The 24,582-nt window shown below is 31.7% G+C and carries 23 protein-coding genes and 1 riboswitch; of the genes, 15 read left to right on the top strand and 8 right to left on the bottom strand.

Translation table 11 applies throughout. The annotated features are described in order from the left end of the window. Positions 1-45: 45 nt before the first annotated feature. Both C7448_RS10920 and C7448_RS10915 read left to right on the top strand, forming a co-directional pair. Positions 46-1,242, top strand: coding sequence for a hypothetical protein (locus C7448_RS10920; RefSeq protein ID WP_115901415.1), 1,197 nt, complete (start codon positions 46-48; stop codon positions 1,240-1,242). A gap of 47 nt (positions 1,243-1,289) precedes the next feature. Further along, a complete protein-coding gene (locus C7448_RS10915) occupies positions 1,290-1,898 on the top strand; it encodes an alpha-ketoglutarate-dependent dioxygenase AlkB family protein (protein WP_115901414.1) in 609 nt (202 codons plus the stop codon). Between the two features lie 124 nt (positions 1,899-2,022). Here C7448_RS10915 and C7448_RS10910 read toward each other — a convergent pair whose 3' ends face one another. The 6 genes from C7448_RS10910 to C7448_RS10885 all read right to left on the bottom strand — a co-directional run bounded on the left by C7448_RS10910 (position 2,023) and on the right by C7448_RS10885 (position 6,936). Beyond that, positions 2,023-2,907 (bottom strand): DUF5677 domain-containing protein, encoded by an 885-nt coding sequence (locus C7448_RS10910; protein ID WP_115901413.1) that lies wholly within the window; start codon positions 2,905-2,907, stop codon positions 2,023-2,025. 74 nt (positions 2,908-2,981) lie between these two features. Beyond that, entirely contained in the window at positions 2,982-4,094 is a 1,113-nt protein-coding gene (locus tag C7448_RS10905; protein WP_115901412.1) for an ABC transporter substrate-binding protein, read from the bottom strand. A gap of 12 nt (positions 4,095-4,106) precedes the next feature. Further along, positions 4,107-4,634: an alpha-ribazole phosphatase family protein gene (gene cobC / locus C7448_RS10900; RefSeq protein ID WP_115901411.1), complete on the bottom strand. Its 528-nt coding sequence runs from the start codon at positions 4,632-4,634 to the stop codon at positions 4,107-4,109. Continuing rightward, positions 4,619-5,389 carry an adenosylcobinamide-GDP ribazoletransferase gene (locus C7448_RS10895; RefSeq protein WP_115901410.1) on the bottom strand — a complete coding sequence of 257 codons (771 nt, stop codon included), beginning with the start codon at positions 5,387-5,389 and terminating at the stop codon, positions 4,619-4,621. The genes cobC and C7448_RS10895 overlap by 16 nt, the downstream gene beginning before the upstream one ends. A 2-nt stretch (positions 5,390-5,391) precedes the next feature. Further along, the gene (gene cobT, locus C7448_RS10890; protein WP_115901409.1) at positions 5,392-6,429 is read right to left on the bottom strand and encodes a nicotinate-nucleotide--dimethylbenzimidazole phosphoribosyltransferase; all 1,038 of its coding nucleotides are present in this window, start codon (positions 6,427-6,429) and stop codon (positions 5,392-5,394) included. A gap of 3 nt (positions 6,430-6,432) precedes the next feature. Next, positions 6,433-6,936, bottom strand: a complete 504-nt coding sequence (locus C7448_RS10885; RefSeq protein ID WP_115901408.1) for a bifunctional adenosylcobinamide kinase/adenosylcobinamide-phosphate guanylyltransferase — start codon at positions 6,934-6,936, stop codon at positions 6,433-6,435. A 101-nt stretch (positions 6,937-7,037) separates the two neighbouring features. On the opposite strand from C7448_RS10885, the gene C7448_RS10880 reads away from it, so the two are divergent. The 4 genes from C7448_RS10880 to C7448_RS10865 all read left to right on the top strand — a co-directional run bounded on the left by C7448_RS10880 (position 7,038) and on the right by C7448_RS10865 (position 12,517). Continuing rightward, the gene (locus C7448_RS10880; RefSeq protein ID WP_115901407.1) at positions 7,038-7,976 is read left to right on the top strand and encodes an ABC transporter substrate-binding protein; all 939 of its coding nucleotides are present in this window, start codon (positions 7,038-7,040) and stop codon (positions 7,974-7,976) included. 9 nt (positions 7,977-7,985) lie between these two features. Next, positions 7,986-8,179, top strand: a riboswitch (cobalamin riboswitch). Between the two features lie 31 nt (positions 8,180-8,210). Continuing rightward, positions 8,211-10,091, top strand: coding sequence for a TonB-dependent receptor plug domain-containing protein (locus C7448_RS10875; protein ID WP_115901406.1), 1,881 nt, complete (start codon positions 8,211-8,213; stop codon positions 10,089-10,091). 4 nt (positions 10,092-10,095) lie between these two features. Continuing rightward, complete coding sequence (locus C7448_RS10870; protein ID WP_115901405.1) at positions 10,096-11,181, top strand: YncE family protein; 1,086 nt, start codon at positions 10,096-10,098, stop codon at positions 11,179-11,181. Positions 11,182-11,206: 25 nt separating this feature from the next. Further along, positions 11,207-12,517 (top strand): CARDB domain-containing protein, encoded by a 1,311-nt coding sequence (locus C7448_RS10865; protein ID WP_115901404.1) that lies wholly within the window; start codon positions 11,207-11,209, stop codon positions 12,515-12,517. Positions 12,518-12,586: 69 nt separating this feature from the next. Here the strand turns inward: C7448_RS10865 and C7448_RS10860 are convergent, their stop codons facing one another. Continuing rightward, positions 12,587-13,000: a thiol-disulfide oxidoreductase DCC family protein gene (locus C7448_RS10860; RefSeq protein ID WP_115901403.1), complete on the bottom strand. Its 414-nt coding sequence runs from the start codon at positions 12,998-13,000 to the stop codon at positions 12,587-12,589. Between the two features lie 148 nt (positions 13,001-13,148). Between C7448_RS10860 and C7448_RS10855 the strand changes: the two genes are divergently transcribed. The 4 genes from C7448_RS10855 to C7448_RS10840 are packed head-to-tail and all read left to right on the top strand — an operon-like array spanning position 13,149 to position 17,461. Continuing rightward, entirely contained in the window at positions 13,149-13,853 is a 705-nt protein-coding gene (locus C7448_RS10855; protein ID WP_115901402.1) for an ABC transporter ATP-binding protein, read from the top strand. 2 nt (positions 13,854-13,855) lie between these two features. Next, complete coding sequence (locus tag C7448_RS10850; RefSeq protein ID WP_115901401.1) at positions 13,856-15,085, top strand: ABC transporter permease; 1,230 nt, start codon at positions 13,856-13,858, stop codon at positions 15,083-15,085. A 2-nt stretch (positions 15,086-15,087) separates the two neighbouring features. Further along, a complete protein-coding gene (locus C7448_RS10845; RefSeq protein WP_115901400.1) occupies positions 15,088-16,332 on the top strand; it encodes an ABC transporter permease in 1,245 nt (414 codons plus the stop codon). A gap of 22 nt (positions 16,333-16,354) precedes the next feature. Next, positions 16,355-17,461 carry an efflux RND transporter periplasmic adaptor subunit gene (locus C7448_RS10840; protein WP_115901399.1) on the top strand — a complete coding sequence of 369 codons (1,107 nt, stop codon included), beginning with the start codon at positions 16,355-16,357 and terminating at the stop codon, positions 17,459-17,461. A gap of 259 nt (positions 17,462-17,720) precedes the next feature. Here the strand turns inward: C7448_RS10840 and gcvT are convergent, their stop codons facing one another. After that, positions 17,721-18,803, bottom strand: coding sequence for a glycine cleavage system aminomethyltransferase GcvT (gcvT, locus tag C7448_RS10835; protein ID WP_115901398.1), 1,083 nt, complete (start codon positions 18,801-18,803; stop codon positions 17,721-17,723). A gap of 303 nt (positions 18,804-19,106) precedes the next feature. Here gcvT and C7448_RS10830 point away from each other — a divergent pair, with 303 nt between their 5' ends. The 5 genes from C7448_RS10830 (at position 19,107) to C7448_RS10810 (ending at position 24,575) form a co-directional block, all read left to right on the top strand. Next, on the top strand, positions 19,107-19,652 hold the full coding sequence (locus C7448_RS10830) for a TlpA family protein disulfide reductase (protein ID WP_115901397.1): 546 nt from the start codon (positions 19,107-19,109) through the stop codon (positions 19,650-19,652). A gap of 18 nt (positions 19,653-19,670) precedes the next feature. Next, positions 19,671-19,892 (top strand): VF530 family protein, encoded by a 222-nt coding sequence (locus C7448_RS10825; RefSeq protein ID WP_115901396.1) that lies wholly within the window; start codon positions 19,671-19,673, stop codon positions 19,890-19,892. 194 nt (positions 19,893-20,086) lie between these two features. Next, the gene (locus C7448_RS10820) at positions 20,087-20,710 is read left to right on the top strand and encodes a hypothetical protein (protein ID WP_147300527.1); all 624 of its coding nucleotides are present in this window, start codon (positions 20,087-20,089) and stop codon (positions 20,708-20,710) included. After that, positions 20,710-23,154 carry a replication restart helicase PriA gene (gene priA, locus C7448_RS10815; protein ID WP_115901394.1) on the top strand — a complete coding sequence of 815 codons (2,445 nt, stop codon included), beginning with the start codon at positions 20,710-20,712 and terminating at the stop codon, positions 23,152-23,154. The genes C7448_RS10820 and priA overlap by 1 nt, the downstream gene beginning before the upstream one ends. 227 nt (positions 23,155-23,381) lie before the next feature. Further along, complete coding sequence (locus tag C7448_RS10810; protein WP_115901393.1) at positions 23,382-24,575, top strand: ImmA/IrrE family metallo-endopeptidase; 1,194 nt, start codon at positions 23,382-23,384, stop codon at positions 24,573-24,575. The last annotated feature ends 7 nt before the right edge of the window (positions 24,576-24,582 follow it).

The following is a 24,582-nucleotide window of genomic DNA, read 5'->3' as shown; positions in this document are numbered from 1 at the left end:
TAGTTTTGGCACAATAATTGAATTTTCTTGCGAAACTTAAACTTTATGAGAAAAACTACTTTACTACTTATTTTATCGGTATTGGTATTAGCGTCTTGTAGTAGTGTAAAAACTACCGAAAAAGCGCTTAATTCGGGTAATTATGACAAGGCAATTTCATTATCTATTGAAAAATTAGCCAAGAATAAAACCAAAGAGAAAAATCAGCCGCACGTACTAATGCTTCAGGAAGCTTTTAGAAAAGCGACGGATAGAGATTTGGACAGAATTTCTTTTTTAGAGAAAGAACGAAATCCTGAAAACTTTGAAACAATTTATACGCTGTATCAACGTCTTAATAACAGGCAGGAAAAAATAAAGCCATTGTTACCGTTGCGAATTTTATCTTCTGGTAGAAATGCCAAGTTTAAACTTGTTAATTATACGGATGAAATTCTTGCAGCGAAAGAAAATTATGCTGGTTATTTGTATGAAAATGGTGTAGCCTTGTTAAATGAAGGAGACCGAAACAAAATTAACTACAGAAGAGCTTTTGACGAGTTAAGGCATTTAGATAAAATTAGCCCTAACTATAGAGATACAAGAAACTTAATAGAAGAGGCGCATGCTAGAGGAATTGATTATGTACATGTTTCTGTTAGAAATAGAACAGAGCAAATAATTCCAAAAAGATTAGAAAGAGACTTGCTAGCAATTGATACCTATGGGTTGAATGATTTATGGACACAATATCACGCAAAAAGAGATAGAAATATTCAATATGATTTCGATTTAGAGTTAGATTTTACAGATATTATAGTTTCTCCGGAACAGGTACATGAAAAGGAAGTTATTAAAGAACGACGCATAAAAGATGGGTTTAAGTATTTACGAGATAATAATGGAAGCTATGTAAAAGATAGCTTAGGAAATAAAATAAAAGTAGATAAGTTTAAAAGAATACGTTGTAAGCTTTACCAGTTTACGCAATTTAAGAGTAGTAAAGTAACTGGTGTTGTAAAGTACATTGATAATAGAAGCAATCAATTATTACAACGTTTTCCTATACAAAGTGAGTTTATTTTTGAACACATATATGCCGATTATGATGGAGACAGAAGAGCGTTGGATAAGTCGTTTATAGAGTTACTTGATGAAAGATCAGTAAACTTTCCTTCTAGTGAACAAATGGTGTACGATACAGGTACCGATTTAAAACAGAAACTCAAGCATATTATCACACGAAATAAGTTTAGAAATTAAAGTATTAAAACTCCTGTAACTTACAGGAGTTTTTTAATTTTATAACGATGGATTTATTCTCACAATTTGATAATACCCCTATAAACTTACTTCCGAAAGATGGAACGGTACACTACTACGGAATTGTTTTCTCAAAAAAGGAAGCAGACTATTATTATGAGGCTTTATTAAACTCTATTGAGTGGCGCAATGACGAAGCTATTATTTTTGGTAAACGAATGGTAACCAAACGAAAAGTAGCTTGGTATGCCGAACAACCCTTTGAATATTCCTATTCCAACATCACAAAAACAGCCTTATCGTTTACGAAAGAATTGTTAGCGTTAAAAGAGTTGGTTGAAAAAGAAACCGGTGAAACGTATAATTCTTGTTTGTTGAATTTATATCACGATGGTTCTGAAGGAATGGCGTGGCATAGTGACGGAGAAAAAGACTTAAAAAAGAATGGAGCGATTGCTTCGTTAAGCTTTGGAGCAGAAAGACGTTTTGGTTTTAAACACAAGCAAACCAAAGAGACGGTGTACAAAGTATTAGAACACGGTTCGTTATTGGTAATGAAAGACGAAACCCAAACCCATTGGCTACACCGATTACCGCCTACCAAAAAAATTCACCGACCACGAGTAAACTTAACGTTTAGAACGATTGTGAGGTAGGTTTGTTATCTTGTTTTTTAAAGGTTCATTGAGTTTTTTAAGTAAGAAACTTTCTGATAAACAAGTCGAAGAATAAATTACAGAGAGATTTGTTTGAGGTTTCATATAGTATAATATACAGGCTTTATTCAGATGTCTTAATTGTTTTTATCACCTCATTTATGTATTCTTTTATTTCTCTAGGGAAAGTATCAAACTTTGATTTTACTTTTTTATCAATTTCACATATATCAGAAATTAAGAGACAAGTCATAATTGTAGCATAATTTGTTATAGGTTCTGTATGTGTCTCTGATATTATTTTTCCTCGAGTAGCATTAAATTCAGCTATTGCAGGAAAACTAGAGTGAGAATGAATTGAGGTATATTTATACAAGTTAACAAAGGCTTTTAGTTTGCATACATATTCTATTAACTCAATTATTTTTTTGGGTTTGATAAGGTTATTCTTTAATATAAACTTCCAATTTGCACTTTTGTGTTCAGGGTTGTAGACCTTTATTGCTTGCTCAGAATCTAAATTTCTATAGAATTCTGTTTGTTCAATTTGATTTTGAATTTCATTTATTAGGTCATTATCTCTTTTGAGAGTTTCCTTTGCGTTTTTAAAATTAGAGTTATAAATATTATATTTCCTTTTTTGATATAGGCCATCAAGTTTCCATATCAAAAATCTAAACTTTGTTTCCTGCTCTGATTTTGGTTCAACATAAAGGTTGTGAAATGTAACATAAGTTTCTAATAATGCTCTGAAAGTTATATTTACCGTAAATAAATCATAACCATTAATTCTTCTTTTTTTACCTGATTTTCGATGTTCAATTATTCCTTTTGATAAATGAAAAAATGATGATGAGTGTATCGCAAATTTGTCGATAAGTAGGTTTGAGAAGTTCATCCAATCAGAAAGTTCTGTTTCTTTTCTGACAGAATACAGTTGTGTTAAAGGCCCTAGGAGTAAGGCTTCATAAAAATCAAGAGCAGAATTATTTGTTGGGCTTTTAGGCATTTTATTCTTAAATAAAAAAAAATAAAGATTTAAGTTTTGTTTTTTGCAATTTAAAGATAAGAGTTAACTTAAATTTATTTAACCTCTTTATAAAAAGTCAATTCATATTCTGGTAACAAATTAGGGTGTGTAATTTTTATTAAATCTTTTAATACTAAATCTGGGCGTACAGGTGATAGCTCAAAGTAAATTAAACCTCCAGTTTCTCCTTTGTTATGCCCAATAGAAAATATCTTGTTATTTGTAAAGGCATCAAACTCTTTGTAATGAATGTTTGCGGTAGTTAATTGTTCTTTGGTAGCATACAAGCCACAGTTAAACCAAAAATCGGCATGTTGTCCTTTTTCCAATACGCTTTCAAAACTTAGTGGTAAGCTACCCGTTCCTTTCGTGTCTTTCCATAAGTAATTTAAGTTCGCGTCGTTATAAAATGTAGCAATAAAGCTTTCACCCGCAGGCACATTCCATGCATCTTTAAACATGCTTCCAGATAAAATAGTTGGCTGTTTAGCGCTGTTTTTAGCAATTTTTTTCGCTTTTAGGTATTCCTTTTCTATGTTGGTGAAAATACTGTCTGCTTCCTTTTCTTTTCCGTATAAAGCTCCGAAAAACTTAATCCATTCTGCTCTTCCTAAAGGCGTTTCTTCCAGCCAATCTCCATTAAAAATGACAGGAATTCCTGTTTTCTTGATGTTTTGGTATAGTTTCGTATTTGGATGCAAAGCAAAACCAACAACGAGTTCAGGTTCAATATCAATCAACTTTTCAGTATTCATATCTTGTTCCAAGCCTAATTCAACAATGTTACCTTCATTAATTCTATTTCTTGTCCTTTTTGAAGAAACATATTTGGTATGCGGAAAACCAACAATGGTGTTTTCAGCATTCAAAAGTTCTAACATCGGAATATGTGTAGTACTGGTAACCACCATTTTTTCGATAGGAACTTTAATTTCATTTTTAGAAAGATCGGTTTTATCGGTAAGCGTATAAGAGTATAGGTCGTGAGAGCTTTGAAAAGCTTTTTTGATCACTAATTTTTTTACTCCGTTTTCTGAAATAATATCAAACCCCTTGGCGTATTTTACAGTGCTTTGTGAGGTTTTCTTTTCAGTGTTTTTTTTAGTTTCTTGTTTACACTGTGTGAACAGAAGTAATAAAGAAAAAATAAGTAAATAACGTTTCATAGTAATAAGTTTTTATAGGTGGAGGGTTAGAGTATCTCCATAGTTTAGTTTTAATTCAAATGATTTTTCCAACGGAATATTGTTTGTATACGCCCAAAGACTTCTCATTACTCCCGCATGGGTAACAAGCACTATTTTTTGGTGGTTTTTAGCTTTTAATTCGGTTAAAAAATCGATGGTTCTGTTGTGTAAATCGATATAAGACTCTCCGTTTTTAGCAGGAGTTTTTACAAAATCGTTCATCCAAATATCGAGTTCTTTTTTATCAATATCGTTCCATTTTTGTAGCTCCCAATCACCAAAATCAAGTTCTTTCAATCGATCGTCAAAAATTACTGTGGATGAAAGTTTTACAGCCAAAAGCTTACAACGTAGTAAAGGACTGCTATAATAGGTTACATCAGCATTGTTAACAGGAACTTTTTTTAGAATATTACTCACTTCTTCTTCAAAAGTAGTGGTAACGTCAATATCGGCTTGACCATAGCATATACCTTTAGCAATATCAGGTGTGGTATGTCTAACTAAAATAACTTCCATAAGGCGAGTAGACTTAGATAAAAAACAATTTCAGCTACTTGTTGCAAAGCACCGGCACAATCTCCTGTTTGACCACCAATCCATTTTTTAAAAAAGCGTCCCATGTACAAATAGGCGAGTAATAATGGAAGTAAGACTAAAAATATGGCTGGTTTTTGAAAGAAAAACAAAGGCACTATTCCGAAAATAGCAGATATGAGTAGCGATTTACTACTCATTTGTTTGGTAGTTGGTTTTATTTTTGAGCTGTCAATATCTCTCACGTATTCATGTGTATACAATAAAACCGTAGCGATAAATCGGCTAATACTGTGTCCTGAGATAATTACTAGAATTAAATTAACTGATAGGTTTTGTAAATGATATAGAGTTAAAAACTTTATAGCTAGAATGAACACCAAACCACTCACTCCGAAAGTTCCGAGTCTGGAATCTTTCATAATGGTTAAAATCTTTTCTTTAGTCCACCCACCACCAAAACCATCGCAAACATCGGCAAATCCATCTTCATGAAAAGCTCCTGTAATCCAAATAGAACTAATCATGCTGATAACAATAGCAATATCCGTAGGAAAAATATAAGCGGAGGCAAAATAGGCTAGTGCTGCAATGCTTCCAACTACAATGCCTACCAAGGAAAAATAACGACTGCTTTTATTGAGTATTTCAGGAGAATGATTAACCCATTTAGGACACGGAATTCGTGTGAAAAACAATATAGCTGTTAAAAAATAATGGATTTGTCTTTTTATCATAACTAGGCTTCGCTAACATTGGCACTTTTAAAGGTAGCCATTTCGTTTAAAAAGTTGACACTCGATTGAATAATAGGAAATGCAACTGCACAACCTGTACCTTCACCTAAACGTAAACCTAAATTTAAAAGCGGTTCAGTATTTAAAAATTCTAACATTTTTTGATGTCCTTGTTCACCAGAATTATGACAGAAAATACAATAGTCTAGAATATCAGACTCCATTGCATGAGCTGCTAACAGAGCAGCAGTCACAATAAAACCATCAATAAGTAAGGTCATTTTTAAAGAAGCGGCTTCTAACATAGCACCACACATCATTACAATTTCAAATCCGCCAAAAGTAGTTAAGGCTTCCGTAGGTGTTGAAATAGAATCGGCATGTAACTTATAAACCTCATATAATGTGTCGATTTTTGTTTGTAGTCCTTTATCATCCACTCCAGTACCTCTACCAACACAGTTTTCAATAGGTGCATTGGTAAAATAACTCATTAACAAAGCCGCAGATGACGTATTGCTAATCCCCATTTCACCAAAACCAATAACATTACACCCTTCACTATATACCTTTCTCACCAATTGTCTTCCTTTTTCTAAAGCTTCTTGGTATTGCTCTGAGGTCATAGCTTTGGTAGTGCTATAATCTTGCGTTCCTTTCGCTATTTTGGCATTGGTAAGCTGTGGATGTGCTTCAAAATCAGCATTCACGCCAGCATCTACAATATTTAAAAGAATGTTATTTTGTTTACAAAATACATTAATAGCAGCACCTCCTTGTAAAAAGTTGAACACCATTTGTTGCGTAACTTCTTGAGGGTACGGACTTACTTTTCCCGTAGTAGCAATTCCATGATCTCCTGCAAAAACCATAATTGTGGGTTTTGATAGCACAGGTGTGGTCGTATTTTGAATCAAACCAATTTGCATGGCAATTTTTTCTAAATCACCCAAAGCACCAATAGGCTTGGTTTTGAAGTTGATTTCTTCTTGAAGCTCGTTTTGTAGTTCTTTTGAAAGGGGAGTTATCGTTGTTATCATGTGTTATTTTAAAGTTAAAGGAAGTCCAGATACCATAAAAGTAGCTTTATCGGCTAGTTTTGCTATGTGTTGGTTCGTCCAGCCTTGTAATTGTGTAAATTTCCTTCCAGATTCAGAATTGGCATGTAATCCCATACCAATTTCATTAGAAATGATGATAATATTGGCGTCAATTTCAACCAGTTTATTGAGTTCTTCTTTAGCGATTTCTAGCGCTTTTTCAATATCATATTTTGTATCTACAAAGAAGTTGGTTAGCCATAGTGTAACACAATCAACAACCACCGTTTGTTTTTCAGAAATTACGTTACTTAACCATTTTTCTTCCTCAACAGTGGTCCAGCGTTCATCTCTATCAGAAACATGTCTGTCAACTCGCTGCTGAAAATCTTCATCCCAAATACGAGAAGTGGCTAGGTAAATAGGGGTGTCGGATAAAGATTCGGCTAGCTTTTGAGCATAGCTACTTTTACCTGAACGTTCACCTCCTGAGATATAATGTATCATGAAATCGTATTTTATGTTGACACAAAGATTGGAAAGATTTTTAATAAAAAACAAATTAAAATAGAGAACTGTTTATTTTTGCTGAACTAAAACCACGAATTATGACAGTATCTTCTTTTATGCCAGCAGTAACTCAGATGATTTATGACATGGGGTTGCAAGATTATTTAAACGGAATAACTTTTGAGTGTCCAGAAGTAGCTTTACAGGAAAAAGAAGTAGCTGTTCGATATAAGTTGGAAGGAAAAGTCTTAACAAGTAAAGAAATCACCGCTATTTTTTCTAAAACCAAGGCTGAAGGAAAGACATTGTATTATGTAGATGAACCTGTTTTAGAACGTTTAGCACCCGATATTGTTTTTACACAAGATGTTTGTGATGTTTGCCAGATAGACACAGAATCTGTGGCAAAATCAGCTTATAAATTGCCAAAGGTTCCAGAATTAATATCGATTACTCCAAACTCTTTAGAAGATGTTTTTGAGAATGCATTAACTATTGCAAAAGCAATGAAGCAGGAAGCAGTAGGAGAGGCGTATGTGAGTGGATTAAAAAAGCGTGTTTATGGTATTGTTGATGTGCAACGTGAGCATAGAATCCAGTCGAAAAGTGTGATGTTATTAGAGTGGATTGATCCGTTGTTCAATTGCGGGCACTGGATTCCTCATCAAATAGGGTATGCAGGTGGTATTGATTTATTATCGCATCCATCAGGAGATAGTATTGTAATTTCTTGGGATAAAATTGTAAAATACGATCCAGAGGTATTGATTATCGCTCCTTGCGGATACGGAATTGACAGGACACTTGAAGATATGAGGTTTTTAGAAGAGAGAGAGGAATGGACGTCTTTAAGAGCGGTAAAAAATAAACAAGTGTATATTGCCGACTTTGCCATGTTTACACAATCTTCAGCGGGTACTTTAGTAGAGGGAATTGAATGTTTGGCAAAAATGATTCATCCAGAGTATTATACGCTTCCCGAAAACTTACAAACAAAATTCGCAAATTATCATGATTTGATGGTTGCTAATTTATAAGAATACGATACATTTGCCGTGATTTTTGGTTTTTCTTTAATCATCTATTAAAGAAAATTAAAAGGGAATTCGGTGTAAAACCGAAGCTGTTCCCGCAACTGTAAGCTATTAAGCTTGTAACGATTACTCAAACCACTGTTTTTTAATGGGAAGGTATGTTACAAGACGCAAGCCAGGAGACCTGCCAATTATTATAATTTAATTAAAACTTTCGGGATAAAAGTTTAATGTATAATGAAGGAAATAACAACAATATTCATACTGTTTTTTACGATTAATCTTTTTTCTCAAAAAGATACTGTAACTGTTAATAAATTAAAAGAAGTAATAGTTAATGGTAAGAGAAATATAGAGAAAAAACGCATTGCTACGAAAGAATTAAAGATTGGAGTTAAAGAACAAGCTAAAAACCCTATCAACTTAACAAACCTTCTGCGTTATAACAGTCCTATAGCATTTAGAGATTATGGTAATGGAGGCGTGAGTACTGCACGTTTTAGAGGGACATCGGCTTCAAATACGTTGGTGTTATGGAATGGTATTCCTATTAATGCTGTAGGAAGCGGACAAACAGATTTCAACGCACTTTCTGCGAGTATAAGTGATAATATTCTTGTGCAAAGTGGTGGGAATAGTACTGAATATGGTTCAGGAGCTATAGGAGGAACGGTACACTTAAAAGATGAAGTACTGTTTAAAGAGCATCAAAAAATTCAATTGTTTACTTCTTATGGAAGTTACAATACAACGTCTAATTTCTTTAAAAGTTCATCTGGAACAGATAAGTGGAATGTGAAATTAGCGTCTACATTTAATTATTCCGATAATGATTATACATACATAGATGAACGTTATAAAGATAGCGAAGGTAATTTCCTAACTAATGAAAATGGTAAGTACAAAAACTACGGAGTTAATTTTGTCATAGGTTATAAGTTTAGTCCTGTAAACTTTTTATCTTTTTATTCAACTGCATACTATGGAAACCGTTTGTTTTCTGATGGGTTACCAAATCCGTCCGCTGGTAGTGAACGTAACGAAGATTTTAATCAAAGAAACTTACTACAGTGGAAATATGCATTTTCTTCTCAGTTTAAACAAGAACTAAACTTAGCTTACCTAACGCAGGAATATAGGTATTACGGGGATAAAGATGCTGAAAATTACAGTTTTGGTAAGTCTAAAACTACTTTATTAAATCACTCTTTAACTTATAAATCATCTAATGTTTTATCGTTTAATTATAAAACGATGTACGAAAACATTAATGGTGAGAATACAGATATTAATACCAAAACAAGAAATTCTGTAGCGTTTGTAGGTAGTGTTAAATATCAGCCTATTGAAAAATTAGTAACAAATGTACAAGTTAGAAAAGAAATTAATTCAGATTTTAATGTGCCTCTGTCTTTATTCGTAGGAGGAGAATATAGATTAACTAATCAATTAAACATTCTAGCCAATTTTTCAACAAATTATCGAGTTCCTACTTATAATGAAATGTATTGGCCTGTAGTAGGAAACTTAAACTTAATACCTGAAAGTTCCAAGCAAGGAGAGTTAGGAGCTTCTTTTAAAAGGAAAAGTTTAAATATAACATCTACATTATTTTATATTTATATCAATGATAAAATTCTCTGGTTACCGACAGGAGGTAGTAATTTGTGGAGACCAAGAAACGTGAACGATGTAATAAATAAAGGTGTAGAAACTTTTGTAAGTTATAAGAAAGAGATAGGGGAGCATATTATTGATTTTTCTTCTAACTATACATTTACTTTGGCAGAAAACACAGAAACAAAAAAAACACTTCCTTATGCACCTGAGCATTTGTTAAATTTTAATATCAATTATAATTATAAAAGGTTTAATTTTTTTATACAAAGCTTACATCAAAGTAAGGTGTATACTAATGAAACAAACTTAGATTTTTATTCTTTAGATCCAGTACATGTTCAAAATGCAGGAGTAACCTTTAATTTATCTACAAAACAAACAAAGCTTCCAATGATAGGGTTTACGCTAAATAATATATTTAATAAGGTGTATTATTTTTCAAACTTACGTCCTATGCCTGGAACAAATTTTAATATCAATTTAAATTATAAATTTTAAACCAATGAAAATAACAAAACTACTTTTACAGCTTTTTTTAGTAAGTATAGTTCTTACTTCTTGTTCTAGTGACGATAAAATAGTTGAAGTAATAAGAGACAAGTACGATAATGGTATAATCATCAGTTCCGAAGGAAATTTCGGAAACAAAGATGGTTCTGTAGCTTATGTGGATAACTCTTTATCAACTGTAGCTACTAATTTTATTTATACAGGAAAAAATAACGCTCAATTAGGAGGTTTAATACAGTCTATTACATTTACAGATACAGATGCTTATATCATTTTAAATGATGTAAATACTATCGTAGTAGTTGATAGAATTACCTTTGAGAAAAAGGCAGAAATTAATACAGGGTTAGGGAATCCTAGATATATGACTATTGTAAATGGAAAAGGATATGTTACGAATTGGGGAGATGGAGCGAATGAGAATGATGATTATCTAGCTATTATAGATATTGAAACGAACACTATTGAAGAGAATACAATTTCACTAGCTAACGGTGTAGAACAAATTGTAAGCAGAAATAACAAGTTATATGTTTCTCACAAAGGAGCTTGGTCATCTAATAATATTATTTCTGTAGTAGATTTAAATAATAACAATGCTGTTTCAACAATAACAGTAAAAGATAACCCTGATGATATAGCATTTGATAGTGCAGGAAATCTAATTGTTTTATCTGAAGGGAAGCCACTTACTTATAACTCTGATTATACAGAAGTATTAACATCAACGACTTCTTCGATAAGCTTTATAAACACTTCTACTAATGAAGTTACAAAAGAAATAGTGTTTCCAGAAAACAAAAGAGCAACATACTTAACACAATCAGAAGGCAAACTTTACTACTATCAAGGTGATACAGACAAAGTTTATAGTATTAGTGAAACTGCTGCAGAATTAGCTGAGGATGGAATAAGTGTAGGTTCTATTTATGGTATGAATGTAAAAGGAAATGAATTATTTACGGTAAAGTATGAGTTTACAAAATTGAGTAAGCTTTTAGTTTATGACATAAATACAAAATCAGAAGTTTACTCGTCACCTGTAGGTTTAGGAGCTTCAAAAATTTATTTTAATTAATATTCTAACAAATAAACTATAAAAAATGAAAAAGATAATTCTGTTAACCATATTGCTTTATAACCTAACAAATGAAGTAAAAGCTCAGTTTTCAATTCATGATGAGTTTTTAATTGATAATAATAATATAACATTTGAATTAGCAAAAAATTCAGTTCAAGAACATAATAAACCTTATAAATTTTATATTAAATATAAAGTAGTTAGACCTGAAGATAGTGATGAATATTTTAATAATTCAGTTATTATGTATTTTGATTATTTAATCTATGGAGAAAATGAATATTATATGTCTTCAAGAAATGATGATGAAAAAGGAAGACGTTACAGGTTTAATAGAATAAGTAAAGTAAGTACAGGAGGTAATGATATTTATACTTATAAAAGTGAATTGATAGATTTATCAACTTTTACATACAACGGAAAAACTTTTCCTGAAGGAAATTTTAAGTTTACAATTGTAGGTATTATCCCTAACTGGGGACATAGACCAGCGGCTGAATGGGATAGTAATGGAGATTTAATTTCAGGTGTTACTAATGGAGTAAAGGTGTTTTCAATAAATGATATTTGTACAGATTGTAACAACGGGATATTTATAGATACAGATTCTGATGGAGATGGGGTGTATGATAATGAAGATGAGTGCCGTTATGAAGCAGGAAGTAAATCTAATAATGGATGCCCTAAACCCGACTTTAAGTTTGAAGAAGTATTTATAACAAGTGCATGTGGGGATTGCAGACCAAGATTAAAAGATTTAGGAAGCAAAAGACACATTGTTTATCGATATGGATTAGAGTTAAATATAAATGAAGTGTTAGTGCTTAATTCAGGGGGGAAATCTACTAAGCCAACTGAGATAAAGTATTATTATTCATTGAATAATTCTTTAGGTGATTCTGATATTCCTTTTACTATTTCTACTAGTGTTTCTACAATTAACAGTAACACTATTAGAAAAGTATCTCAAATAATTGATGGTAACGATTTTAAGACAGAAGGTATGCCTTATGGTAATGTTTATATTATAGGGAAAATTGATCCTGATAATAAGATAGAGGAAGTGGATGAAAGTAATAATACCTTTGTTATACCAATTACTTTTAAAGAGAGTCCTACTAGTTCAAAAATATCATCTGTTAATTATAATTTAAAAGAAAATTCTATTGAAAAACCATATAAGCTTGATGTTTATGATATTAATGGTAATTATAAAAAAAGTTTTCTAATAGAAAATAAGAGTAATGAAAATAACATTATAAATGAAGCTGGATTAAGAGGGATTCATATTCTAAAAACAACAAGGACAACAAAAAAAGTTCTGTTAAAATAAAGAAAGTTTCATTAATTTTTTATGGGAAGAATGCTATGCATAAGCTCACCAAATTGGTGAGCTTATTTTTTATAAAAATTTTTCTTGTATTTCTTTAGAAGGTAGCATACATGCTTCTTTTTTACCAAACCATTTGTAACGATTTTTAGCAATATAATCGTATACAAAGTTTCTAAGACTCTCTGGAAATATCCAAAAAACTTGCGTTAATTTCCAGATTCCACCAAAACCATTCATAATTTTTAACGCAGCTGATGATTTAATATCGTAAGAAACGTTCGGTTCATATAATATAATAGAATCAATTTTAGAAGTATCTACCCCTAAATACTGTGTAATTTCTTTTCCTATATCCGATTGAAGTGAAGTAAAAACAAATTTGTTTTTGGTGTCGTATTTTATAACCTTTAACACGCTATCGTTGCAAAAATTACAAACACCATCAAATAAAATCACTTTTTTATTACTAGGTAAATTGTTCATATTTAATTTTTTGAGAAAAATTAAGCGTTAACTTGTAACATAAATCAAAATTAAGCGTCTTGTAAGAAAGTAAATAATGATTTAACAATAATTTATTAGTAGATTAGAGAAATTAGTATTTATTTTTATTTAAAAATTAACTAACACTATGATTCGAATAGAAAATCTTCACAAATCTTACCCTATAGGAAAAGACTCACTTCATGTTTTAAAAGGGTTAGACTTACACATAAAAGAAGGCGAATTTGTATCTATTATGGGGTCTTCAGGATCTGGGAAATCTACCTTGTTAAATATTGTAGGTTTATTAGATACGCATGATGAAGGAAAGTATTATTTAAACGGACAGTTAATAGAGGACTTAAACGAAAAGAAAGCAGCTGTACTGCGTAATAAGTTTTTAGGATTCGTTTTCCAATCTTTTAACTTAATATCATACAAATCAGCCTTAGAAAATGTAGCACTACCCCTATATTATAAAGGAGTTTCTAGAAAAGAACGATTAGAAACCGCTTTAGAATATCTTGAAAAAGTAGGGCTAAAGGAATGGGCGAACCATTTACCAAATGAGCTTTCTGGAGGTCAAAAACAACGTGTAGCAATTGCAAGGGCGTTGGTAACAAAACCAAAAGTAGTGTTAGCAGATGAACCAACAGGAGCGTTAGATTCTACAACAACCGATTCAGTAATGGATTTGTTAAAAGAAATTAATGACGAAGGAATGACTGTTTTTGTAATTACACACGAAGAAGAAGTAGCAGAACAAACTAATAGAGTTGTTCGTTTAAAAGATGGTGTTATTATAAGTGATGAGTTAACAGAAACAGCAACGAATAAAGCAAAAGCAATTTAATTATGTTTGATTTAGATCGCTGGAGAGAAATATTTCAAAGTATTGGTAAAAACAAGTTGCGTTCAGCTTTATCGGGCTTCACGGTAGCCTTTGCTATTTTACTATTTACACTATTATTTGGAATTGTATCTGGATTACAAAATCAGTTTAAAACAGCTTTTGTAGACGATGCAACCAATGCTATGTTTGTAAGAGTATGGAAAACCTCAAAGCCTTATAAAGGATTACAGACAGGAAGAAGAATTCAGTTAAAAAATAAAGATTTTGATTATGTTAAAGATGAATACGAAAACAAAATTCAACACTTAACAGCAAGAATATATAAAAGTGTAAATATTGCTTATAAGAACAACCAAAATAGTTATCAATTACGAGCTGTACATCCAGATCATCAATTTTTAGAAAAAACAATTATTGATGAAGGAAGGTATATTAACGAATTAGACTTAAAAAATAAATCTAAAGTAATTGTAATTGGTAGACTTGTAAAACAAGATTTATTTGGAGAGAAACCAGCTTTAGGAAAAAGAGTAAATGTTGATGGAATTTCGTATAAAGTAGTTGGAATATTTTCTGATAAAGGAGGAGATAATGAAGAACGATTAACTTATATGCCTGTAACAACAGCACAAAAACTATATGGAAATAACGATTATATCAGTCAAATTAATATTGGGTACGATCCAAAATTAAACTTAGATCAAGCTATTACATTTGGTAATCGATTAGAAAGAGATTTACGTAAGAAACTAGACATTCATCCAGATGATCAAAGTGCTTTATCAGTAAGAAATATGGCAGAAGCAAACAAAGGAATTAACCAATTTATGTTTGCGTTGTATTTCATTGTCATATTTGTAGGCTCAGGAACTTTAATTGCAGGAATTATTGGTATTAGTAATATTATGATTTTTGTTATTAAAGAACGTACTAAAGAATTTGGAATTCGTAAAGCACTAGGAGCAAAACCTGCATCAATTATAGGGATGGTAATTCAAGAGTCTATTTTAATAACAACGATAGCAGGGTATTTAGGTTTAAGTTTGGGAACCTATATATTAAGTGCTATTGGAGACAGTTTAGAAAAATACTTTATAAAAGATCCAAGTGTAAGTCCGGGAATTGTAATAGGAGCTACCATTATTTTAATCTTATCAGGGTTAATTGCAGGGTATTTACCAGCAAAAAAGGCAGCACAAATTAAACCAATTGTAGCACTAAGAGCAGACTAATTATGAAGTTTTTATTTGATTCAGACACTTGGCAAGAAATTTACGGAAGTATTCGTAAAAATAAATTAAGAACAGGTATTACTATTGTAGGAGTACTATGGGGAATTTTCATACTAGTAGTGTTGTTGGGAGCTGCTCGTGGTATGGAGAATAACTTTAAAAGAATTTTTGGAGATTTTGCTACCAATAGTGTTTTTATGTGGACGCAGAGAACCGATATGCCTTTTAAAGGCTTTCAAAAAGGAAGAAGGTTTAATTTAACCTTTAAAGATATTGAAGTACTTCAAAAAGAATACAGCAAAGAAATAAAGCTACTAGCACCAAGAAACCAAACCAATGGTACTGTTGTTAAAGATTTTAAATCAGGCGATTTTCAGGTTAGTGGGGATTATCCAGTTTTAGATCGTGTACAAAAGAAAGATTTAATCTACGGAAGATTTCTCAATCAGAATGATATAAAGAACAACTCTAAAGTTTGTGTTATTTCTGAAGACATGTACAAACAATTGTTTGATAAAAAAGAAGTGCCTATTGGACAGTATGTGAAAATTAGCAATGTAAATTATAAGGTAATAGGTGTCTATAAACCTTCAAGTACTATAGATATTGACGGAGATACTGCCTATATTCCTTTTACAACTTTTCAAAAAGTATACAATACTTCTAATAAGGTAGATTGGATGATGATTACGGCTAATGAAGGAGTGGATATAAAACAAATGGAAAAAGATATTTTGTTAACCTTAAAAAGTTTGCACAAAGTACACCCAGAAGATAACAGAGCCTTTGGTAGTGTAAACTTAGGAGACCAAATAGATAAACTAATGGGGTTTTTAACAGGGATGCAATTTTTAACATGGTTTGTGGGAATTGCAACCTTAATAGCAGGAGTTTTTGCGATTGGTAACATCTTATTAATTACCGTAAAAGAACGAACTAAAGAAATTGGGATTAGAAGAGCTTTAGGCGCAACACCTAGAAGTATAAGAAGACAAATAGTATTAGAGTCCGTTTTCTTAACCACTGTAGCAGGAATGTTAGGAATTATTTTTGGAGGACTCGTACTGTTTCTATTAGATTTCACAGTAGGAAGTGGAGACGATCCAACATTAGTAAATCCAACCGTAAATATACCCATAGTAATGTTGGCTTTTTCAATCCTAGTAATTTTAGGAACTTTAATAGGATTAATACCAGCATATATGGCAACAGTAGTAAAACCAATCGAAGCATTAAGAGAAGAATAAAAAAAGAAATAATCAATTAATCATGAGCAAAAGAGCAAAAATTATCTTAGGAATAGTAGCACTATTATTTGTAGTCATCCTAATTTGGTTAGGGAAGAAAAATCAAAAAAGTGTGGTAACCTATGAAACAGAGAAACCATTCAGAACTACAATCGTTAAAAAAGCAGTAGCTACAGGAAAAGTTGTTCCTTTAGAAGAAGTAGAAATTAAACCTCAAATAGCAGGAATTATAGATAAAGTTGTTGTAGAAGAGGGAGAGATAGTAAAATCAGGAGACTTATTAGCAACTGTTAGAGTAGTGCCAAACGAACAATCGTTACAAAGTGCTAGAGGAATGATTAACTCTATACAAATTAGACTAAACAATGCAAAAACGCAGTATGATAGAAACAAAAATTTATTTGACAAAGGTGTAATTTCTAGTCAAGATTTTGAAGCCTCTCAATTATCATACAATCAAGCAAAAAATGATTTAAGAAATGCTCAGAATGACTATCAAATCATTAAGAAAGGGTCAGTAGGTTCAGCTGGGGCAAATACTAATATTAGAGCAACAACATCTGGTATGGTTGTAGAAATCCCTGTAAAAAAAGGATACCAAGTTATTCAATCAAATAACTTTAATGAAGGTACTACCATCGCAACAATTGCGGATATGGAAAAAATGATTTTTGAAGGGCAAGTTGATGAATCAGAGGTAGGAAAATTAGTAAAAGGCTCAAATATTCAGGTTTCATTAGGCGCTATTGAAAGCAAAAAATTTCCAGCAATATTAAACTTTATAGCACCAAAAGGAACTGAAGAAAACGGAGCTGTACAGTTTAAAATTAAAGCAGATGTAAAACTTGATGATAATTATTTTGTAAGAGCAGGGTATAGTGCCAACGCAGATATAGTATTAGAGAAAAAAGATAGTGTTTTATCTATTAAAGAATCATTATTACGTTTTGATAAGAAAACAGAAGAACCATATGTAGAGATAAAAAAGGGCGATGATGAGTTTGAAAAAAGAGAATTAAAATTAGGAGTTTCAGACGGAGTAAATATTGAAGTTTTAGAAGGAGTAACTGCCGATGATGAAATTAAAATCTGGAACAAAGCATCAAAAGATGATGAGAAGAAAGACTAATAACAGCTAAAATATTGATTTATAGTAAAAAAGCAGTTCTTTTAAGAACTGCTTTTTTACTTTTAAGGTGTAAAATAGTACACTTATATCTAAAAAGATGTCTTTTAAGGAAGTTAAAGCTGAAAAGGCACTTTTGTTCTAGATATTTGAAGTGCTCAAAGTAAAAAAATGAGTATTTAATTTAATTTTTTGGGGAAAATTAAATTATTCTTTAAGGGGTAAAAGCAGCTTTAAAAAGCTGCTTTTTTTAGAAATATTATTAACCTTTATAAAAAGGTAACTTCACTACTTTAGCAGGAATTTGTTTTTTACGAACTTGGATAAAAATAGCACTATCAACTTTAGAGTTTTCAATAGTAACATATCCTAATCCAATTCCTTTTCCTAACGACGGACTCATAGTACCTGAAGTAACACGACCAATGTTGTTTCCATCAACATCTACAATTTCGTAATCATGACGAGGTACACCACGCTCAGTTAATTCAAAAGCAACCAATTTACGGGTAACACCCGCTTCTTTTTGAGCTTTTAAAGCTTCTGCGTTTACAAAGTCTTTAGTAAACTTTGTAATCCACCCTAAACCAGCTTCTAAAGGAGAGGTAGTATCATCAATATCATTACCATATAAACAGTAGCCCATTTCCAAACGTAAGGTGTCACGAGCAGCTAAACCAATAGGCTTAATTCCCCAATCTTTTCCAGCTTCAAAAACGTTGTTCCAAAGTTGTTCAGCATCTTCATTTTTTACATATACTTCAAAACCACCAGAACCTGTATATCCAGTAGCAGAAACTACTACATTTGGTATACCAGCAAAATCAGTGATTTCAAAAGTGTAAAACTTAATAGTTGATAAATCTACTGAAGTTAATGACTGCATAGCTTTTGCAGCTTTAGGCCCTTGAATAGCTAATAACGACCATTCTTCAGAACGGTTCTCCATCTCAACGTTTAAATCGTTGTGTTGAGAAATCCAGTTCCAGTCTTTTTCAATATTAGAAGCATTTACTACTAACATATACTCATTTTCGGCGATCATGTAAATAATTAAATCATCTACAATTCCTCCGTCAGTATTAGGCATACAGCTGTACTGTGCTTTTCCAGGAACTAATTTAGAAGCATCGTTAGAAGATATTTTTTGAATTAAAGCCAAAGCGTTTTCTCCTTTTAAAAAGAACTCTCCCATATGGCTTACATCAAAAACACCAACTCCTTTTCTAACAGTTTCGTGTTCAGCAGTTACTCCTTCGTATTGTACAGGCATATTATAACCTGCAAAAGGAACCATTTTGGCTCCCAAAGCCTCATGTACATGTGATAAAGCTGTATTTTTCATGTGTTTGTTTTTTATTGTTTTTGTAACCTTTTAACGAATAGAATAATAAGTAAACATTATTTTATTCATGTTGGTTTCATTATTGTGTATTGTTTATTTAAAAAAGTGATGCTAAAGTATTGAAAAATTAGCAAACAATACAGTTGAATCTGTGTAATATTATAATAGTATAGTACCCAAATGTTTGTTAATATTTTCCTCGTCTTAGCAAAGAATGGTAGATTTGAAAAAGGTTAAGAGAAAAGATAATTACTCTGTAATGTTCTAGTGATTAAAGCGACAATTCAGCTAAAAATAATTTTAATGAAACTCAACAGAAAAACAATTTCAAACATCATATTTGTCGTAATTATTGGCTTGTTATTATATCCTCCTACAAAAGTATATTTTATTAGATTAGTTTCGTTTTCTCCTTCTACCATTACTAAAGAAAAAAGAGAAACATTAAATGACTACAATTGGAATCTTAAAGGTTTAAATACTACTAATATTGATTTTAATGAAATAAAGGATAAAGTAGTTTTTATAAATTTTTGGGCAACGTGGTGTCCACCTTGTATTGCCGAAATGCCAAGTATTCAAAGACTATACAACGATTATAAAGACAAGGTTGAGTTTGTATTTGTGAGTAACGAGGATTGGACAACGATTGAGGCTTTTTATAAAGACAAAGGTTACGATTTACCAACGTATAACATTTTGTCAAAAGTACCCAGCCAGTTAGTAAGTAACTCAATTCCTGCAACGTTTATAATTGATAAGAACGGAACTATTGTCGTAGATAAAAAAGGACCTGCCGATTGGAATAGTGATAAATTTAGAATTTTGTTAGACGAATTACTACAATAGAATATTTACCTTTGCGCTATGAGTCAAGAACAGCCAAATAATCCACTTCACGGAATAAAACTAGCCACCATGTTAGAAGAACTATACCTAGAATATGGTTGGGAAGATATGGGAGAGATGTTGAATATAAATGCCTTTAAAAAGAACCCAACCTATAAATCAAGCTTAAAATTCTTAAGAACAACACCATGGGCAAGAGCTAAAGTAGAAAGGTTGTACTTAGAAATGATAAGTGATTAACTCAAACAATCCTTTAGAGTTTAGTATAAAATACCGTACAAACTAAAGGTTAAATACACAAACTTAGTATTTATTATCTACTCATTTTTGTGTAGTTTTGATGTTAGATGAAGAAAACCACTTTTTACATACTTACTGTTTTATTTCTGCTAATTATTTCTTGTTCCAAAACAGTAAAGGAACAAGCTTTAACTATGAAAGATGTTTTTCCTACACGGAAAAACACAGATTCTACTTTTGTTTTTGATTTAGATACAATTATTAGTTTCAAAAATTATATAGAAAAATGCGAGTATTATGAGGAGATTACTCACAAGAAACAGTATGTAAGAACACAAAATAATGATATACCCTTAAATATTAATTTTTTTATAAAGTGTCATTTGCCAACTTTTTGTATTAAAGAAAAAAATACAATTGTATTGGAAGGCGACTTTAAAGAAGAAAAAACACTTTTTTTTCATGAAAATGAAAAAGTTCTTAGTGTTAAAAATTTTGAAGAGTATTTAAATAGACAGTTGTTAAATTGGGGAAAAGATTATGGATATTCTGATAGTCCAGATAGAAGTATAATACTATTTAGGTATCGCGATTTAACTAAAAAATCTAAAGAAAGAGTATATAAAGCATTGAATACTATATCAGTATCATATTTTAATTTTATTACTGGTTTTCAAAAGAAAAATATAGATTCTTTAAAGAGAGTATATCCTCTTCAAATATTATTGGAAAAAGACTTCAGGTTGTTTGATAAAAAGGGTAATTTAATAGAATTTCCACCACCACCTCCACCAGCTCCATTAGAAATAGTAGAATAATGCCATATTTCATCGACGTCATATTACCCATTCCGTTGCAAAAAACGTTTACCTATACGGTAACCGAAGCAGAAGCCTCTTTCTTAAAAAAAGGAATGCGTGTAGCCGTTTCTTTCGGGAAAAGTAAAATATATACCGCATTGGTGTTTAATATTCACCAAAATGCACCCGAAGTATACGAAGCCAAAGACATTCATCAAATATTAGATGATACTCCTATTATAACTGAACAACAACTACAACATTGGCAGTGGATTTCGAACTACTATTTGTGTTCGTTAGGTGATGTGTACAGAGCAGCCTTACCATCCGCATTTTTGCTAGAAAGTGAAACGATTATCTATAAAAACGAGGAATTCACTGAGGAAACTATTTTAACCGATGAAGAGTTTTTAATTTTTGAAGCCTTACAGCATCATTCGCAGTTAACCATTCATCAAGTTGCTGATATTTTAGGAAAGAAAACCGTACTACCTATCATTAACGGATTGATAGAGAAAAGCGCGATTTACATTAAAGAAGAGATTTACGAAACCTACAAACCTAAACTGGTTAAGTATGTGCGTTTGCACGCTAATTACAATTCAAATGAAGGCTTACAAACACTTTTAGAAGAACTTTCCAGAGCTAAAAAGCAACGAGAAGCGGTACTGACGTATTTTCAGTTAGTAGCAGCTAAAAAGCCGATAAAAGCAAAAGATTTAGAAGAACAGTCGGGAGCTTCTTCCGCAGTTTTAAAAGCCTTGGTGGAGAAAGATATTTTTGAATTTTATCACATTCAAACCGATCGAATCAATTATCAAGGGGAAACGAATCAGATAAAAGAGTTGAATGAATTTCAGCAGGAAGCTTTCAATCAAATAAAAACTTCTTTTGAAACTCAGCAAGTAAGTTTATTACACGGGGTTACAGGTTCTGGTAAAACAGAAATTTATGTAAAACTGATTAAAGAAGTGATTGCTGAAGGAAAACAAATATTGTTTTTACTGCCAGAAATAGCCTTGACTACGCAAATCATTACCCGTTTACAAAACTACTTTGGAAACTTTATTTCGGTATTCCATTCAAAATACTCAATGAATGAACGCGTAGAGGTGTGGAATAATGTCTTAGAAAACAAACCGAAAGCACAAATTGTTTTAGGAGCACGTTCTTCGTTGTTTTTACCGTTTTCAAACTTAGGGTTGATTGTGGTAGATGAAGAGCACGAAACGTCGTACAAGCAATTTGAACCATCACCACGTTACAACGCACGTGATGCCTCGGTAGTATTAGGTCATTTACACCAAGCAAAAGTATTGTTAGGTTCTGCAACACCATCAATAGAGAGTTATTTTAACGCTACACAATCTAAATACGGGTTTATAGAATTAACGCGTCGTTTCGGGAACATTCAGTTGCCTAAAATCGAGCTGATAGACATTAAAGAAAAGCATCGAAAAAAGGAAATGAATGGTCATTTTTCGGATCGTTTATTAAAAATGATTACCGAAGCGTTGGACGAAAAAGAACAGGTTATTTTATTTCAAAACCGACGTGGGTTTTCGCCTGTGGTAGAGTGTACCACTTGTGGGGTGTCTCCTCAATGTCCGAATTGTGATGTGAGTTTAACCTACCATAAATTCCGTAAGGAGTTAAAATGTCATTATTGCCATTATCAGCGTTCGATGCCGAACAGTTGTGGTGCTTGTGGAAGTGCTACTTTAGACACCAAAGGTTTTGGAACGGAGCAAATAGAGTTAGAACTCAAAGAGCTATTTCCGAATCATACTATTGGGCGAATGGACTTGGATACCACCCGAGGAAAATATGGGTATCAAAAGATTATTGGGTCTTTTGAAGCCCAAGAAATTGATGTTTTGGTAGGAACGCAAATGCTTTCTAAAGGATTGGATTTCGAAAATGTATCGTTGGTAGGAATCCTCAATGCAGATTCTATGCTCAACTTTCCTGATTTTAGAGCTCATGAGCGTGCTTTTCAGTTAATGGTGCAAGTGTCGGGTAGGGCTGGACGTACCAAAAAACAAGGAAATGTAGCGATACAAACTTACAATCCGTATCATCAGATTTTACAGCAAGTATCGACCAACAATTATACAGAAATGTATAAAGAACAGTTGCAAGATCGTTGGCAGTTCCATTACCCGCCATACTATCGTTTGATAAAAATTACCTTAAAGCACAAAGATTACACGCGTGTTGATAACGGTATCAACTGGTTAGCAAAAGCGTTACAAAATGTGTTTCATGAAAATGTGTTAGGACCCACAGCGCCTGCGGTTTCTCGTATTCGAAACCAGTATATTAAGAATTTAGTGATTAAAATTCCACCCAAACAATCGTTAGGAAAGACAAAAGAGCAGCTACAAAAAATTAAAAATACGTTTGAAGCGGTCAAAGATTTTAGACCGATTCGTTTTATTATTGATGTGGATGCTTATTAGAGAGTTTTAAATTTGGTAATGTTTTGTTTATGATATAGTAGCGTATTTAATTAACTTATTTTGCAAATAAAAACCGAATAGAAAATCCGCGAGGATTTTCGTAAGTAGGCTAGAACCTAGCAATTAATTATACATGGTGTTGGGTGTGGTTTTTTTAAGGGTAATTTCCCTTAAATGTTAATATATGTCAAATAAATGATTATATTTGCAGGGTAAATACTCTTTTAATGAAAGAATCCAACATTGACGATTTACTAAAATCAATTTTTTCTGATGATGAAAGTTTTGATATTAGAAATGAATTTGAACAAAAACTAATTGATTATAATGTTAGTAAAACGAAGGCTTTAAAACTTTTGAATATTGACAAAGATGTTTTTGAACAAATAATTAGTGGTACAGCAAAACAGCCGAATTTAATCCATGTGGTTAAAATTGCTGAATTTTTAGAAATTAATATTGATAAATTTATTCAGATTGTATTAAATAATCAAAATAAGAATAATATCGGTTCAATTGATAAGGCAAGAAAAGCAACTTTTTTATTAAAGAATTTTGATGTAAAGACTTTAACTAAACTTGGTTTCTTTGATAAAGATTATGAAACTGATGAATTAGTAGGTAAAGTTCTTACATTTTTTGGTTATTCATCTATCCAAGAATATGAAGACGAACTTGTTGAACCTTTATATAGTAAAACAAAAAGGAATTTTTCGGATAAAATGAAAGATTTTTGGATAAAGTCGGCTTATCAAACTTTTAGAATAATTGACAATCCAAATGAATATGATAGAGGTAGATTAAAAGACTTAATAGTAAAAGTTAAGCCTTATTCGCAGGATGTTAAAGAAGGTCTTTTTACTGTTTGCAAAGCGCTTTATAACATTGGTGTCACAGTAATTTTTCAAGACTATTTGTCAACAACTCAAGTTAGAGGTGGAACATTTGTTGTAAATGGAAAACCTTGTATTGTTCTTACTGACTTTAATAAAAAATATCCTACTATTTGGTTTACACTTTTGCATGAATTACATCATGTGTTATTTGATTTCGATTTGATAGAGACTAATAGTTTTCATCTAACAGGTGATGACGATTTATTTTTAATTGAAGATAAAGCAGATTCATTTGCTCGAGAATTTTTTATGGCAGAAGATAAATTTCATTATATAAAAAAGTACATTAATAATCCTTTTTTAGTATCAAAATTTGCTGAACAAAATGAAATTCATGTTTCAATAGTTTATTCTTTTTACACTTGGTACCAAGACAAACTATATGATAAAAATGATCATGCAGCATTCAGAAATTTTTATCCAAATTATAAAGAGGCATTAAGTAAGTTAAGTCCTATTTCATGGGATGATATTAGTATTAAGGAAACGAGTGAACGAATTAAATCGATTTTAGAAATTAGATAATATAATT

The organism is Tenacibaculum gallaicum, assembly GCF_003387615.1.
GTDB lineage: Bacteria > Bacteroidota > Bacteroidia > Flavobacteriales > Flavobacteriaceae > Polaribacter > Polaribacter gallaicus.
Note: the sequence above shows the minus strand (reverse complement) of the source record. Positions and strands in the feature narration are given on the sequence as shown.

Excerpts from the sequence above, each read along its gene's own strand:
- C7448_RS10860 (WP_115901403.1), bottom strand. The coding sequence starts at position 13,000 with ATGAACAATTTACCTAGTAATAAAAAAGTGATTTTATTTGATGGTGTT.
- C7448_RS10855 (WP_115901402.1), top strand. The coding sequence starts at position 13,149 with ATGATTCGAATAGAAAATCTTCACAAATCTTACCCTATAGGAAAAGAC.
- C7448_RS10865 (WP_115901404.1), top strand. The coding sequence starts at position 11,207 with ATGAAAAAGATAATTCTGTTAACCATATTGCTTTATAACCTAACAAAT.
- C7448_RS10910 (WP_115901413.1), bottom strand. The coding sequence starts at position 2,907 with ATGCCTAAAAGCCCAACAAATAATTCTGCTCTTGATTTTTATGAAGCC.
- C7448_RS10905 (WP_115901412.1), bottom strand. The coding sequence starts at position 4,094 with ATGAAACGTTATTTACTTATTTTTTCTTTATTACTTCTGTTCACACAG.
- priA (WP_115901394.1), top strand. The coding sequence starts at position 20,710 with ATGCCATATTTCATCGACGTCATATTACCCATTCCGTTGCAAAAAACG.
- cobC (WP_115901411.1), bottom strand. The coding sequence starts at position 4,634 with ATGGAAGTTATTTTAGTTAGACATACCACACCTGATATTGCTAAAGGT.
- gcvT (WP_115901398.1), bottom strand. The coding sequence starts at position 18,803 with ATGAAAAATACAGCTTTATCACATGTACATGAGGCTTTGGGAGCCAAA.
- C7448_RS10875 (WP_115901406.1), top strand. The coding sequence starts at position 8,211 with ATGAAGGAAATAACAACAATATTCATACTGTTTTTTACGATTAATCTT.
- C7448_RS10895 (WP_115901410.1), bottom strand. The coding sequence starts at position 5,389 with ATGATAAAAAGACAAATCCATTATTTTTTAACAGCTATATTGTTTTTC.
- C7448_RS10920 (WP_115901415.1), top strand. The coding sequence starts at position 46 with ATGAGAAAAACTACTTTACTACTTATTTTATCGGTATTGGTATTAGCG.
- C7448_RS10885 (WP_115901408.1), bottom strand. The coding sequence starts at position 6,936 with ATGATACATTATATCTCAGGAGGTGAACGTTCAGGTAAAAGTAGCTAT.
- C7448_RS10880 (WP_115901407.1), top strand. The coding sequence starts at position 7,038 with ATGACAGTATCTTCTTTTATGCCAGCAGTAACTCAGATGATTTATGAC.
- cobT (WP_115901409.1), bottom strand. The coding sequence starts at position 6,429 with ATGATAACAACGATAACTCCCCTTTCAAAAGAACTACAAAACGAGCTT.
- C7448_RS10915 (WP_115901414.1), top strand. The coding sequence starts at position 1,290 with ATGGATTTATTCTCACAATTTGATAATACCCCTATAAACTTACTTCCG.
- C7448_RS10840 (WP_115901399.1), top strand. The coding sequence starts at position 16,355 with ATGAGCAAAAGAGCAAAAATTATCTTAGGAATAGTAGCACTATTATTT.
- C7448_RS10810 (WP_115901393.1), top strand. The coding sequence starts at position 23,382 with ATGAAAGAATCCAACATTGACGATTTACTAAAATCAATTTTTTCTGAT.
- C7448_RS10870 (WP_115901405.1), top strand. The coding sequence starts at position 10,096 with ATGAAAATAACAAAACTACTTTTACAGCTTTTTTTAGTAAGTATAGTT.
- C7448_RS10820 (WP_147300527.1), top strand. The coding sequence starts at position 20,087 with ATGAAAGATGTTTTTCCTACACGGAAAAACACAGATTCTACTTTTGTT.
- C7448_RS10845 (WP_115901400.1), top strand. The coding sequence starts at position 15,088 with ATGAAGTTTTTATTTGATTCAGACACTTGGCAAGAAATTTACGGAAGT.
- C7448_RS10825 (WP_115901396.1), top strand. The coding sequence starts at position 19,671 with ATGAGTCAAGAACAGCCAAATAATCCACTTCACGGAATAAAACTAGCC.
- C7448_RS10850 (WP_115901401.1), top strand. The coding sequence starts at position 13,856 with ATGTTTGATTTAGATCGCTGGAGAGAAATATTTCAAAGTATTGGTAAA.
- C7448_RS10830 (WP_115901397.1), top strand. The coding sequence starts at position 19,107 with ATGAAACTCAACAGAAAAACAATTTCAAACATCATATTTGTCGTAATT.